The sequence below is a fragment of the uncultured Cyclobacterium sp. genome (assembly GCF_963977555.1).
In the GTDB taxonomy this organism is placed as follows: Bacteria; Bacteroidota; Bacteroidia; order Cytophagales; family Cyclobacteriaceae; genus Cyclobacterium.
The window spans coordinates 194812-208312 of the sequence record NZ_CAXBPD010000006.1 but is presented as its reverse complement, the minus strand read 5'-3'; the positions used below and the strand labels follow the sequence as shown (position 1 = coordinate 208312).

General features: G+C 39.1%; 11 protein-coding genes and 4 tRNA genes. 13 read left to right on the top strand and 2 right to left on the bottom strand.

Going from position 1 to position 13501, the window contains the following annotated elements:
* Nucleotides 1-3 precede the first annotated feature (3 nt).
* Nucleotides 4-714, bottom strand: coding sequence for a UMP kinase (gene pyrH / locus AAC073_RS09625; RefSeq protein WP_339923617.1), 711 nt, complete (start codon nt 712-714; stop codon nt 4-6).
* Between the two features lie 386 nt (nt 715-1100).
* The gene (locus tag AAC073_RS09620) at nt 1101-1517 is read right to left on the bottom strand and encodes a hypothetical protein (protein ID WP_339923616.1); all 417 of its coding nucleotides are present in this window, start codon (nt 1515-1517) and stop codon (nt 1101-1103) included.
* A 269-nt stretch (nt 1518-1786) separates the two neighbouring features.
* Here AAC073_RS09620 and AAC073_RS09615 point away from each other — a divergent pair, with 269 nt between their 5' ends.
* From AAC073_RS09615 to rpoB, 13 genes are all read left to right on the top strand, one after another.
* Complete coding sequence (locus tag AAC073_RS09615; RefSeq protein WP_339923615.1) at nt 1787-4396, top strand: M1 family metallopeptidase; 2610 nt, start codon at nt 1787-1789, stop codon at nt 4394-4396.
* Nucleotides 4397-4556: 160 nt separating this feature from the next.
* Nucleotides 4557-4642, top strand: a tRNA-Tyr gene (locus AAC073_RS09610).
* A gap of 150 nt (nt 4643-4792) precedes the next feature.
* Nucleotides 4793-4865 (top strand) — tRNA-Gly (locus AAC073_RS09605).
* Nucleotides 4866-4899: 34 nt separating this feature from the next.
* A tRNA-Thr gene (locus tag AAC073_RS09600) sits at nt 4900-4971 on the top strand.
* A gap of 59 nt (nt 4972-5030) precedes the next feature.
* The gene (gene tuf, locus AAC073_RS09595) at nt 5031-6218 is read left to right on the top strand and encodes an elongation factor Tu (RefSeq protein WP_339923614.1); all 1188 of its coding nucleotides are present in this window, start codon (nt 5031-5033) and stop codon (nt 6216-6218) included.
* Between the two features lie 114 nt (nt 6219-6332).
* Nucleotides 6333-6403: transfer RNA gene (locus AAC073_RS09590), tRNA-Trp, on the top strand.
* 127 nt (nt 6404-6530) lie between these two features.
* Nucleotides 6531-6719, top strand: coding sequence for a preprotein translocase subunit SecE (gene secE, locus AAC073_RS09585; protein WP_020888660.1), 189 nt, complete (start codon nt 6531-6533; stop codon nt 6717-6719).
* 17 nt (nt 6720-6736) lie between these two features.
* A complete protein-coding gene (gene nusG / locus AAC073_RS09580; protein ID WP_020888659.1) occupies nt 6737-7294 on the top strand; it encodes a transcription termination/antitermination protein NusG in 558 nt (185 codons plus the stop codon).
* A gap of 3 nt (nt 7295-7297) precedes the next feature.
* Entirely contained in the window at nt 7298-7741 is a 444-nt protein-coding gene (gene rplK / locus AAC073_RS09575; RefSeq protein ID WP_048642214.1) for a 50S ribosomal protein L11, read from the top strand.
* A 9-nt stretch (nt 7742-7750) separates the two neighbouring features.
* Nucleotides 7751-8449: a 50S ribosomal protein L1 gene (rplA, locus tag AAC073_RS09570; RefSeq protein WP_339923613.1), complete on the top strand. Its 699-nt coding sequence runs from the start codon at nt 7751-7753 to the stop codon at nt 8447-8449.
* 3 nt (nt 8450-8452) lie between these two features.
* Entirely contained in the window at nt 8453-8995 is a 543-nt protein-coding gene (rplJ, locus tag AAC073_RS09565) for a 50S ribosomal protein L10 (protein WP_339923612.1), read from the top strand.
* Between the two features lie 49 nt (nt 8996-9044).
* A complete protein-coding gene (rplL, locus tag AAC073_RS09560; protein ID WP_020888655.1) occupies nt 9045-9422 on the top strand; it encodes a 50S ribosomal protein L7/L12 in 378 nt (125 codons plus the stop codon).
* Nucleotides 9423-9579: 157 nt separating this feature from the next.
* A complete protein-coding gene (rpoB, locus tag AAC073_RS09555) occupies nt 9580-13455 on the top strand; it encodes a DNA-directed RNA polymerase subunit beta (protein WP_339923611.1) in 3876 nt (1291 codons plus the stop codon).
* Nucleotides 13456-13501 lie beyond the last annotated feature (46 nt).

Here is a 13501-nt window from a genome sequence, read left to right as displayed (position 1 = left end):
AAGTTATTTAGATGTAATCAAAGTTCCGACTTCTTTGCCGTTGATCAGGTCCAATAGATTATCCGTTTTGTTCATATCAAAAACAATTATCGGTAGATTGTTTTCCTGACAAAGTGTAAATGCTGTCATGTCCATTACATTCAGGTTTTTTTCGTAAACCTCTTGGAAAGTAATGTTGGAATATCTAGTAGCAGTAGGGTCCTTTTCCGGATCTGCGGTATAAACACCGTCCACTCGGGTACCTTTTAATACTACCTCTGCTTCAATCTCAATTGCTCTAAGACTAGCTGTGGAATCGGTTGTGAAGTATGGATTACCAATTCCGGCACCAAAAATGACAACTCTACCCTTTTCTAAGTGGCGTATCGCCCTTCTTCTTATAAATGGCTCGCAGACACTTTCTACTTTAATACCGGACATTAAGCGCGTAAAAATGCCGTTTTGCTCTAGCGAACTCTGAAGGGCCATGGCATTGATAAGTGTTGCCAACATGCCCATATAGTCACCTTGTACCCTGTCTATGCCTACTTTTCCAGCCTGAACACCTCTAAATATATTTCCGCCACCGATTACAATGGCTATTTCAACGCCCATGTCGTGAACGTTTTTAATTTGAGAAGCATATTCCTGGAGTCTTTTGGAGTCAATGCCATAGCTATTGTCTCCCATCAGGGCTTCTCCGCTAAGCTTAAGGAGTATTCGTTTGTATTTCATCTTCCGAATTATTTTCAGTTTTACTAGTGAAAGGCCTTGATTAGGACTATTAAAAATTTTTTGATCTCAATAAGCCCGACAAATATAAATCCTTGTTTTTAGAATACTAAATCTTAAGGGTAAAAATGGTGCAATTCCTGTGATTTTTGTACTTTTCTCTAAAGTTTTGGCTTCTGAATAGCTTAGTTGTTAATAAGGCTAATTTTTTGAGAATGTGGATTAAAAGAATTTGTATCAACAATTGATTGCTGGTCTTGATAAGGAATGCAGCTTGAATTATACGCTGTTTAGAATAATTCCAAAAATCATATTCTTCCGATCTCGGCACAAATAAGTACTCAAAAATGCTGAAATCTTGAATATTTAAAGTGTCCTTTGATTTAAATTTAATATTGGCTCAGCCTTGAAGTTGGCAAATGATTTTCTGTTACGGCCTTATTTTTGACACCCTTAATTTCATATTTAATCCGCTCGTTGACATTGATTCTTGCGTTTTTAAAAATGAAAATCATTGTTTTGAATTCTCTTGCATAAGGATTTGTGATGGAATCTGATAATTCTCCGAATAAAAAATAAGGACCGGTTTCTTCCAGTTCGTCACCGTCTTCATCAAAAGTTGAAACCCTTATTTGGTGCTTATAGGGATGGTCAAACACAAACCTATTGATATAGTCGGCATGGAAAGAAACGACTTTTATGGATTTTTTGCTATAAAAATTTATGGCGCCTGCCTGCCCGTAGTTGCCACCTAGAACCAGTCCTAACAATACCCTTGGTTCTGTGCTATTTGAAGAGAGATGCATTTTATAATATTAACATAATATGGCTGCAAATATCAAAATGTAGCAATGGCTTTATTGGTATTGTTCTTGAGATACTTCTTTTAGAGTTTTAGCGTTAGCCAAAGGTATTAGTAGGAAGGAAAAGATTATAAAACGATTTGTTTGGTTTAGATTCAATCGTTTCTTTAAATTTGACAAGCTGCTAATAATTACTGGCCTATTTGTATATAGCTATAGTGTCGCAAGGAATTGGTAAATCCTTATTTATAACATCAAATAATAAATCATAAATGCCATACCTATTTAGAATCACAGGTTGTTTTCTTGCCCTATCGCTCTTCTTTATTTCATGCAAAACATCCACGCCTGGGAACGCATCCCTGGACATCTCTCAAGATACTTCAATTGATACTTCAAATACAACTGTCAATACAGCGCATAAAATGATTGTTGACGAGAAGGAGGCAAAGATTAGGGAATACCAGTCCAGCAAAGACAGGGATTGGGATTTGTTGCATACAGCACTTAAAGTTAATTTTGATTACGCTACTCAAACTGTAAATGGAAAAGCCATATTGACTTTAAAACCCTTAATTTATGCGCAACAAACATTGGTATTGGATGCCAAGGATTTTGATGTGCACAGTACCAGTATGCTCAAGGGGGGAGAAGATATTCACTTAACCTTTAATTATAACCGGGAAAAATTGACTTTGTTTTTGCCTGAAACGGTGGATAGGACAGATACCCTTCAAATCGCTATTGTCTATACCGCTTTTCCTGAGGAGGAAGGCAAGGAGGGTAGTGCGGCCATTACAGACACCAAAGGATTGTACTTCATTAATTCAGATGGAGCAATTAAAGACAAACCTGTGCAAATCTGGACGCAAGGAGAAACAACACATAGTTCAAAGTGGTTTCCTACTATAGACAGTCCTAATGAGCGGCAAACACATGATTTTTACCTGACCGTACCAGATCAATTCATGAGCCTTAGCAATGGAGAGATGGTCAATAGTCAGAAGAATGCTGATGGTACCAGAACCGACCATTGGCAAATGAATTTGCCGCATGCCCCTTATTTATCAGCAGTGGTCGTAGGTGAATTCGCTACAATTGAAGAAAACATTGGAGGTTTAGCATTGCGTTATTTTGTAGAACCAAAATACAAAGAGGGAGCGAAACTGGTGTTTGGAAATACGCCTGAAATGATACGCTTTTTCTCTTCCCTGCTTGAGATGCCATTTCCCTGGCAAAAATATGACCAGGTGGTTGTAAGGGATTTTGTTTCTGGGGCCATGGAAAACACCACTTTGTCCCTATTTATGGAAGCCCTGAATTTGAACGAAAGAGAAGCATTAGACAGTGAATGGGATTATATCATCGCTCATGAGTTGTTTCACCAGTGGTTTGGTAATTATGTCACAACGGAGTCTTGGGCTAATTTAACCATGAACGAGGGCTTTGCAGATTATGCTGAATACTTGTGGCTAGCGCATAAGGAAGGCAGGGATGAGGCAGACATGCACCATTTCAACGCCATAGAGCAATACATGGGGGAAGCGGAAGAAAAGCAGCTAAATTTAGTTCGTTTTTATCATGATGAAAGTGAAGACATGTTTGATAGTCATACCTACGCCAAAGGAGGTAGGGTGTTGCACATGCTAAGGAAGTACCTGGGGGATGATGTGTTTTTTGAAGGGCTTAGATTTTATTTAAAGCAAAATGCTTTTAACAGTGTAGAGGTGCACCAACTTAGGCTGGCCTTGGAAGAAGTGTCAGGAAAAGATTTGAACTGGTTTTTTAATCAATGGTTTCTTTCTGCAGGACATCCGGAATTGAAAATCACTTGGGATTATTCTCAACCTGAGAATATACTATTGACGCTTGAGCAACAACAAGATATTACCAAGTTTCCAATCTTTAAAATTCCATTTAAAGTAAGCCTTTACAAGGATGGAGCACGTATAGAGCAAACCTATACCATGGATCAGGCCCGCCAGCAATTTGCTTTAGAAAATGGCTCAGGTACGGAGTTGGCTCTTTTTGATGAGTACTATGAAATTTTGAGTGTAAGAGAGCAAACTAGAGGTGGTGAGTTTCTGGCCAAACAGTTTTTTCGATCCCAATCAGGACTGGCAAGAGTGGAAGCCCTTGATAGTCTAACGAGTAATTATATTGAGTTCTTGGATTTTTTACCGACAATGCGGGTTGCATTGGAGGATTCTTTTCATGTGGTAAGGGAATTGGCATTGCATCGTATGAATCGCTTAGAAGCAACCACAGGCGCCATTCATCAATTGGAGGAAAAAGTCCTTCAGATGGCCGAAGGAGATCCAAATAATGCAGTGAGAGCAGCAGCCATCGAGGCATTGGCAGGAATTGACAATGGAAAGTATGAGCAATTGTTTTACAGGTTAATCAATGCACCTTCCTACCAGGTTTCGGGAGCTGCCTTAACGGCGTATATGGATTTGGAGGGGAATGAAACGAGAAAGGAAGCGTTATTTAACCGCTTAAAGCAGGAAGGCAATATTCGGATCCTAGCCCCATTGGCAGATTACTTAACTGTTCAAAAAAACAAAGATCAAGCAGGATGGATGCAGGAGAAATTGGAACACTTGGAGGGGGAATCTCTGTATTATTTTTTAGGGTATTATGGAGATTTTTTCGCAAGTGTAGAAGGAGTACCTACGGAGGAGGCGATTTCCTCCCTAGCGGAGCTTGCCAGGGTCAATAAATTGAATTATGTAAGGCTGGCAGCATTTCAGTCTCTTTTTGGATTTATAGATGAGCCAGGTGTGTTGGAGCTTGTAAGGTCGATTCAAGGGGGAGAAAAGGATGAAATGATTCGGGAGTACCAAGAGTATTATCTTTCACCATATTTAAATGATAATTAAAATGCTGATGATTAGTGAGATACTTTTCTTTTTGAAAAAAACCTGACTTTTTTTTTTAGATTATTTTGAATGTTTGCCAAAAGGGTATAATTTTGCCATCCGTTACGACAACAAAGAAATCCAAAAGAGGTTTTCAGGAGTAACATTTTATCAAGTTTTTGGGGGAATACCAAAGCGGCCAACTGGGACGGACTGTAAATCCGTTGACTTATGTCTTCACAGGTTCGAATCCTGTTTCCCCCACCATTTTTTGTTATCTTTGGAAAATAGCAAGAGAAAGAATCGAAATATTCCAGCAACGAACAATTTTATGTTATAAAGCTGGAAATTTTTGGATTCTAAATATTAAATAAAGAATTTGTGAGCCAATTGAAAAATTGGAAAGCAATTTAATAAGCGGGAGTAGCTCAGTTGGTAGAGCGACAGCCTTCCAAGCTGTAGGTCGCGGGTTCGAGCCTCGTCTCCCGCTCTATGCTTTTTGAAAGCATAACTGGATGTAAAAAGCCGACGTAGCTCAGGGGTAGAGTGCTTCCTTGGTAAGGAAGAGGTCATGGGTTCAAATCCCATCGTTGGCTCTGAACATTTAACAATTTTAACGAAATTTAATCTTTAACTAAACAGAGGATTTTCACGCATGGCAAAAGCAACCTTTGACCGTTCCAAACCACACGTAAACATAGGTACGATTGGTCACGTCGATCATGGTAAGACTACTTTGACTGCTGCCATTACTACTGTGTTGGCCAGAAAGGGTCTTTCTGAATTAAGAGACTTTGCTTCCATCGATAACGCGCCGGAAGAAAAGGAAAGAGGTATCACAATTAATACCTCACACGTAGAATATCAAACGGAGGCTAGACATTATGCCCACGTTGATTGTCCAGGTCACGCTGACTACGTTAAAAACATGGTAACTGGTGCTGCTCAGATGGATGGTGCAATTCTTGTAGTTGCAGCCACTGATGGTCCAATGCCTCAAACTAGAGAGCACATTCTTCTTGCCCGTCAGGTAGGTGTACCATCTTTGGTAGTATTCATGAACAAAGTTGATTTGGTGGATGACCCCGAATTACTTGAATTAGTAGAGATGGAAGTTAGAGAACTTCTTTCATTCTATGATTTTGATGGAGACAATATCCCTGTAATTGCAGGTTCTGCTCTTGGAGCGCTTAACGGTGAAGCCAAATGGGAAGATACTGTAATGGAATTGATGAAAGCTGTGGATGATCACATTCCGCTTCCAGAAAGAGCTATTGACAAGGATTTCTTGATGCCAGTTGAAGATGTATTCTCTATCACAGGTAGAGGTACTGTAGCAACAGGTAGAATTGAAAGAGGAGTTGTCAATTCAGGTGAAGGTGTTGATATCATTGGTATGGGAGCTGAAGGACTTAAATCTACCGTTACTGGTGTAGAGATGTTCCGTAAGATTCTAGATAGAGGAGAAGCTGGTGACAACGTTGGTTTGTTACTTAGAGGAATTGAAAAGAGCCAGATCAAAAGAGGAATGATCATTTGTAAGCCTGGTTCTGTAAAACCTCACTCCTTGTTTAATGCAGAGGTTTATGTATTGTCCAAAGAAGAAGGTGGAAGACACACTCCTTTCTTTAACAGGTACAGACCTCAGTTTTATTTGAGAACTACTGATGTTACAGGCGAGATCACTCTTCCTGAAAACGTTGAAATGGTTATGCCAGGTGATAACATCACTATAAAAGTTGAATTGATCAACCCAGTTGCTTTGGAAAAAGGGCTAAGATTTGCTATCAGAGAAGGTGGTAGGACTGTAGGTGCTGGTCAGGTTACTGAAATTTTGGACTAATCGTTTATTAATAGACCATATTACAAATGCGATCTTGAATTTTTCGGGATCGCATTTGTTTCTTATGTATAGATTCACTACTTTTGCGTTCCTTAATAGGGGATCGTAAGACCTACGGGCGTAGTTCAATGGCAGAATAGCGGTCTCCAAAACCGTTGATGGGAGTTCGAATCTCTCCGCCCGTGCAATCTAAGGAAGATAAAACCATGAAGAGGTTAAGGCTTAATAGTTAATCCTTTACATGACATAATCAAGAGTTTGATTAATCTTTAAAGGGGTGAAAGGAGCTTTTGAAAAACAAATTTTACAAGGATGAATGTTAAAAATTTTGTAATTGAGTCCATTGATGAAATGAGGAACAAGGTCACATGGCCTAAATATTCTTCACTTCAAAACAGTGCTGTTTTGGTATTGGTGGCTTCATTAATTTTCGCTTTGGTCATCGGACTTATCGATTTGACTTTCGAAAATATCATGACATGGTTTTATGATTTATTCTAAAAATTTTAAATAACGGGATGGCAGATCACAATTGGTACGTGCTCAGGGTAGTGGCAGGTCAGGAAAAAAAAGCAAAGACTTATTTGGACAATGAAATTGCCCGACAAAAGCTTGAAGATTTTATTCCTGAGGTCTTAATACCGTCTGAGAAAGTATATGAAATGCGTAATGGCAAAAAGCGTGTAAGGGAAAGAAATTTTTTTCCCGGTTATGTTTTGGTCAATGCGGATCTCGGACATGGAGAAGCCAATCACGTAATTACAAGTATACCGGGAGTAATCGGTTTTTTAGGGTCAAACCAAGGGGGGGCTTCCAAAACCCCTGAGCCATTACGTCAATCAGAAATCAACAGGATCCTCGGACGTGTTGAAGAGATTGATGAGTTTGCAGAAAAACTGGATACACCATTTATAGTTGGAGAGACCGTTAAAGTAATGGACGGTCCCTTTAGTGGCTTCTCGGGTATGATTGAGGAAGTATTTGAAGATAAGAAAAAACTTAACGTTATGGTTAAGATTTTCGGACGAAATACTCCCGTAGAATTAAACTTTATTCAAGTAGAAAAACTAGATTAGGAAATGGCTAAAGAAATCTCTGGTTATCTGAAACTACAGGTAAAGGGTGGCCAGGCTAACCCATCTCCTCCAGTTGGTCCAGCCCTTGGTTCAAAAGGGTTGAACATAATGGAGTTCTGTAAGCAATTTAATGCTAGAACTCAGGAAAAAATGGGCCAAGTTCTTCCGGTCCTTGTTACGATTTATTCGGACAAGTCTTTTGATTTTGTCGTTAAGACGCCTCCAGCAGCAGTGATGTTATTGGAAGCAGCAAAATTGAAAAGTGGTTCAGCAGAACCAAACAGGAAGAAAGTAGGCTCAGTATCTTGGGATCAGGTAAAAGAAATTGCAGAAGTGAAAATGCCCGATTTGAATGCTTTTGAAATACCTTCTGCTATGAGAATGGTAGCTGGTACAGCTAGAAGTATGGGGATCACTGTTTCAGGAAAAGCTCCTTGGGAGGAATAATACGTAAATATGGCTAAGTTAACAAAAAAGAAAAAAGAAGCTCTTTCTAAATACGACCCTAGCCAACAATATTCCTTGGCGGAGGCTTCTAGCATTGTTAAGGACATAACAACAACTAAATTTGACGCTTCTATAGACCTAGACATTCGTTTAGGTGTAGATCCACGAAAAGCTGACCAAATGGTTAGAGGTGTAGTGGCCTTGCCTCATGGCATAGGTAAAGAAGTGAAGGTTTTAGTACTTTGTAGTCCTGACAAGGAAGCAGAAGCCAAAGAAGCAGGAGCTGATTTTGTTGGATTGGATGAGTTCATTACAAAAATTGAGGGTGGTTGGACTGACATTGATGTCATCATCACTACGCCCAATGTAATGGCAAAAGTAGGTAGACTAGGTAGAGTATTAGGTCCTCGTGGACTAATGCCTAATCCTAAGTCTGGTACTGTAACCCTGGATGTAGGGAAAGCAGTTAATGAAGTAAAGGCTGGTAAAATTGATTTTAAAGTAGATAAGTTTGGTATTATCCATGCAAGTGTAGGCAAAGCCTCATTCTCTGCTGAAAAAATTCAGGAAAATGCGCAAGAATTAATTCTTACCATTTCCAAATTGAAGCCATCCGCTGCTAAGGGTACTTATTTTAAAAGTATTCATTTATCCAGCACTATGTCTTCGGGTATCGTTATTGATAAGAGTAGTATTCAAGGTTTATAAATTATGACTAGAGAAAACAAAAAAAGCATAATTGACGAACTTACCGAAAAGCTAAAATCTACTCCGCATTTCTATATCGCCGATGCATCAGGATTTAGTGTAGCTCAGGTAAATGGTTTCAGAAAAATGTGCTTCGACAAAGGCTTGGAATATAAAGTGTACAAAAATACACTTATCAAAAAAGCCTTGGAAAATCTCGAAACAGATTATTCTGAATTCGCAGAGAATGCCTTAAAAGGTTTTTCAGGTATTTTGTTCTCATCAGAAGTTGGAAATCTTCCTGCTAAAGTTATTTTAGATTATAGGAAGAAAGTTGCTACCAAAGATAAAAAGCCCTGGTTTAAAGGTGCTTCAATCGAAGGTGCACAGTTTCTAGGAGAAGAAAATCTCGAAACGCTTTCTAAATTGAAATCCAGAGAGGAATTGATAGGCGAGGTAATCTCCCTACTACAATCTCCTGCTACCAACGTGGTTTCAGCGCTTCAAAGCGGAAAAAATATTCTTGCAGGTCTGGTGAAAACACTGGCCGAAAAAGAAGAAGCATAATACAAACATTCAAATTAGTAAATAACAATCAATTTAAATATTTAATACAATGGCAGATCTTAAAGCATTCGCTGAGCAGTTAGTTAACTTAACTGTAAAAGAGGTAAATGAGTTAGCCGCAATTTTGAAGGATGATTATGGTATCGAACCTGCTGCTGCTGCTGCTACTGTGGTAGCTGCTGGTGGAGCCGGTGAGGGTGCTGCTGAAGAAGAGCAAACTTCTTTTGATGTTGTCTTGAAAGCTGCAGGTGGACAAAAATTAGCAGTCGTAAAACTTGTTAAAGAATTGACAGGTCTTGGACTTAAAGAAGCGAAAGAAGTAGTTGATAGCGCTCCTAAAGCTGTTAAAGAAGGTGTAAGCAAAGAAGAAGCTGAAGCCCTTAAAAAACAACTTGAAGAAGCTGGAGCTGAAGTTGAGCTTAAATAGAATTGAATAGCCAACTCCTCTTAGGATTGGTTAAGCAGCATTAGACCTGACTTTTTAGTCAGGTCTTTTCCTGTTTATGGACATTGAAACAATTGCATTTTTTTAAGTGCGTATTGTATTATAAATATAAAAATTTTCACTAAAACTATATACTGCCTTGGCTATCCAGAATCAAACCGGAAGGAAAAGTTTCTCATCCATTAAGGTAGTCAAAGACTATCCGGATTTCTTAGATATTCAACTGCAATCTTTTAAAGATTTCTTTCAGTTGGATACTCCTGCAGAGAAAAGAAGGCAGGATGGTCTTTTCAAGGTTTTCTCAGAAAATTTTCCCATCAGTGACTCTAGGGAAAATTTCACCCTTGAATTTATCGACTATACCGTAGATCCTCCTAAATACAATGTTTCACAAAGTATTGACCGTGGTCTTACTTATTCTGTCCCGCTTAAAGCAAAATTAAGATTGCTTTGCTCTGACGAGGACAACGAAGATTTTGAAACCATCGAACAGGAAGTTTTCCTAGGAAATCTACCTTACATGACGGAAAAAGGATCCTTCGTAATCAATGGTGCTGAAAGGGTTATTGTTTCTCAATTGCACCGTTCACCTGGCGTATTCTTTGCCCAAAGTAAACATACAAATGGTACCAAGCTTTATTCAGCCAGGATTATACCTTTCAAAGGTTCTTGGATTGAATTTGCTACGGATATCAATAATGTAATGTATGCTTATATTGATAGGAAAAAGAAATTTCCTGTAACTACCCTATTGAGGGCTATAGGTTATGGATCCGACAAACAAATTCTTGATCTTTTCGGCCTTTCAGAAGAAGTAGAATCCAATAAATCCAATCTTAAAAAAATCATTGGTAGAAAACTTGCTGCTAGGGTGCTCCGTACCTGGGTAGAAGATTTTGTTGATGAAGATACAGGAGAGGTAGTTTCTATTGATAGAAACGAAGTATTATTGGAAAGAGACAGCATCTTAACCGATGAGGACATTGAGTTAATTCAGGAGTCAGGTGCAAAAAGTGTCATCCTTCATAGAGAGGATGTCAACATTGCTGATTATTCCATTATTTATAATACGCTTCAAAAAGATAACTCAAACTCTGAAAAAGAAGCAGTTGAGGTAATTTACCGTCAGCTTAGAAATACTGAAGCTCCTGATGAAGCGACAGCTAGAGAAGTTATACACGGTCTATTCTTTTCAGACAAAAGATACGATCTAGGTGAAGTAGGTAGGTACAGGATCAATAAAAAATTAGGATTGGACATCGATTCTGAGAAAATTGTTCTTACTACTCAGGACATCATCTCTATCGTTAAATACCTTATTGGGTTGATCAACTCTAAAGCGGTGGTCGATGATATTGACCACTTGAGCAATAGAAGGGTAAGAACAGTTGGAGAACAACTTTATAGCCAATTTGGAGTTGGTCTGGCCAGAATGGCTAGAACCATCAGAGAAAGAATGAATGTTAGGGACAATGAGGATTTCAAACCTGTTGACCTTATCAATGCAAGAACGCTTTCTTCGGTTATCAACTCTTTCTTCGGAACGAATCAACTAAGTCAATTTATGGATCAAACCAACCCACTTGCGGAGTTGACCCATAAAAGAAGACTTTCTGCTCTTGGACCTGGTGGACTATCCAGAGAACGTGCAGGATTTGAAGTACGAGATGTTCACTACACGCATTATGGACGTCTTTGTACCATTGAAACTCCGGAAGGTCCTAATATTGGACTGATTTCCTCTCTTTGTGTTCATGCCAAAGTAAATGGTATGGGATTCCTTGAGACTCCTTACAGAAAAGTAAGCGAGGGTAAGGTGAGTATGAAATCTGAAGATGTTGTGTTCCTTACCGCAGAAGAAGAGGATGATAACAATATCGCCCAGGCAAATGCACCACTTGATGATAAAGGCGTCTTTATTAACGATAAAGTAAAAGCCAGATTTGAAGGTGATTTCCCTGTTCTTGAGCCTAAGGAGATTTCCTACATGGACGTGGCACCAAACCAAATTGTTTCTGTTGCGGCATCTCTAATTCCTTTCTTGGAACATGATGATGCAAACCGTGCCCTAATGGGTTCAAACATGCAACGTCAGGCTGTTCCTTTACTTAAAGCTGAAGCACCAATTGTTGGTACTGGCCTGGAAGGTAAAGCGGCCATAGATTCAAGGTCACTAATATTGGCTGAAGCCGATGGGGTTATTGACTATGTAGATGCTGAAAAAATTACCGTCAAATATGAATTATCAGATGATGAATTGCTGGTAAATTTCAGTGACGAGTACAAAAGTTATAAACTGATTAAATTCAGAAGAACAAACCAGGACACTACAATTAACCTAACTCCGATTGTTTTACAAGGACAAAAGGTAGTTAAAGGTCAGGTATTGGTAGAAGGTTATTCAACCAATAATGGTGAGTTGGCATTGGGTAAAAACCTTCTTGTGGCTTATATGCCATGGCAAGGGTATAACTTTGAAGATGCAATCGTGATTTCTGAGCGAGTAGTAAGGGAAGATGTATTTACTTCCATACACATCGAAGAATTCCAACTCGAAGTGAGAGATACCAAACGTGGAGAAGAAGAGCTTACCTCTGAAATTCCTAACGTGTCTGAAGATGCAGTTAAGAATCTTGATGAGAATGGTATCATTAGAGTAGGTTCTGAGTTAAAAGAAGGAGATATAATTATAGGTAAGATCACACCAAAGGGTGAGACTGATCCTACTCCGGAAGAGAAATTGCTTCGTGCGATATTTGGGGACAAAGCTGGTGATGTCAAAGATGCTTCATTGAAAGCTTCTCCATCTTTGAATGGTGTAGTTATCAACACTAAACTATTCTCCAGACCTAAAAAAGACAAAGATCTCCGCGCAAAAGCGAAAGCTGATGTAGAGAAACTTAAGCAACAATACAGCAAAGATTTACTTGGTGTAAGGTCTAGGATGATCCAAAAGCTTGTTACTGTTCTTGAGGAAAAAGTTTCAAAAGGTATTCGTCATAAATTCGGTGATGAGATAATTAGCAAAGGGGTTAAATTCAATTATCAGAACATTGAAAATAATCTCTTCCCTGCTAAGAACCCTTATAGAGACGAAAGCAACTACAATGTAGCTGAAGAGGTAAACCTTATATCAGACATCCTTTTGGATGATTGGACTGAGGACGAACACACCAATTCTTTGGTTCAGCAGTTGGTTAAAAATTATACCAATACCAGAAATGAAATTTCAGGTATCTTCAAAAGGAATAAATTCACTTTAGAAGTAGGGGATGAATTACCTGCTGGTATCGTTCAAATGGCCAAAGTATATGTTGCCAAGAAACGTAAGTTGAAGGTAGGAGATAAAATGGCAGGTAGACATGGTAACAAAGGTATTGTGGCTAGGATAGTAAGGGATGAAGACATGCCTTTCCTTGCTGACGGAAAGCCTATGGATATTGTCTTGAATCCTCTTGGTGTGCCTTCAAGGATGAACATTGGTCAGATTTACGAAACAGTTCTTGCCTGGGCAGGAAGAATCTTAGGCAAAACCTATGCGACTCCGATCTTTGACGGTGCTACTACTGAAGAAGTTGCGGAAGAACTCGGCAAAGCTGGTCTACCATCATTCGGGAGAACTTATCTATTTGATGGCCTTACGGGCAAGATGTTTGACCAACCTGTCACTGTTGGTATTTCTTACATGCTTAAGCTTGGTCACCTTGTAGATGATAAGATGCACGCAAGATCAATCGGGCCATACTCTCTAATTACACAACAACCATTGGGTGGTAAAGCCCAGTTTGGTGGACAGCGTTTTGGAGAAATGGAAGTTTGGGCACTTGAGGCATTTGGTGCTTCTCATGTACTAAGAGAAATCTTGACTGTGAAGTCTGATGATGTTATAGGCCGTGCAAAAGCTTATGAAGCCATCGTAAAAGGTGAGAATTTACCAAAAGCTAACATCCCTGAGTCTTTCAACGTACTTGTACATGAGCTCAGAGGACTTGCATTGGAAATTACGCTTGACTAACTTAGAAACCATTAGGCCTTTAAGGCCTTCAATTACACATAAAAAC

What these genes read in the sequence shown, in the direction of transcription:
- pyrH (WP_339923617.1), bottom strand. Translation starts at nt 714, where the DNA reads ATGAAATACAAACGAATACTCCTTAAGCTTAGCGGAGAAGCCCTGATG.
- AAC073_RS09620 (WP_339923616.1), bottom strand. Translation starts at nt 1,517, where the DNA reads ATGCATCTCTCTTCAAATAGCACAGAACCAAGGGTATTGTTAGGACTG.
- AAC073_RS09615 (WP_339923615.1), top strand. Translation starts at nt 1,787, where the DNA reads ATGCCATACCTATTTAGAATCACAGGTTGTTTTCTTGCCCTATCGCTC.
- tuf (WP_339923614.1), top strand. Translation starts at nt 5,031, where the DNA reads ATGGCAAAAGCAACCTTTGACCGTTCCAAACCACACGTAAACATAGGT.
- secE (WP_020888660.1), top strand. Translation starts at nt 6,531, where the DNA reads ATGAATGTTAAAAATTTTGTAATTGAGTCCATTGATGAAATGAGGAAC.
- nusG (WP_020888659.1), top strand. Translation starts at nt 6,737, where the DNA reads ATGGCAGATCACAATTGGTACGTGCTCAGGGTAGTGGCAGGTCAGGAA.
- rplK (WP_048642214.1), top strand. Translation starts at nt 7,298, where the DNA reads ATGGCTAAAGAAATCTCTGGTTATCTGAAACTACAGGTAAAGGGTGGC.
- rplA (WP_339923613.1), top strand. Translation starts at nt 7,751, where the DNA reads ATGGCTAAGTTAACAAAAAAGAAAAAAGAAGCTCTTTCTAAATACGAC.
- rplJ (WP_339923612.1), top strand. Translation starts at nt 8,453, where the DNA reads ATGACTAGAGAAAACAAAAAAAGCATAATTGACGAACTTACCGAAAAG.
- rplL (WP_020888655.1), top strand. Translation starts at nt 9,045, where the DNA reads ATGGCAGATCTTAAAGCATTCGCTGAGCAGTTAGTTAACTTAACTGTA.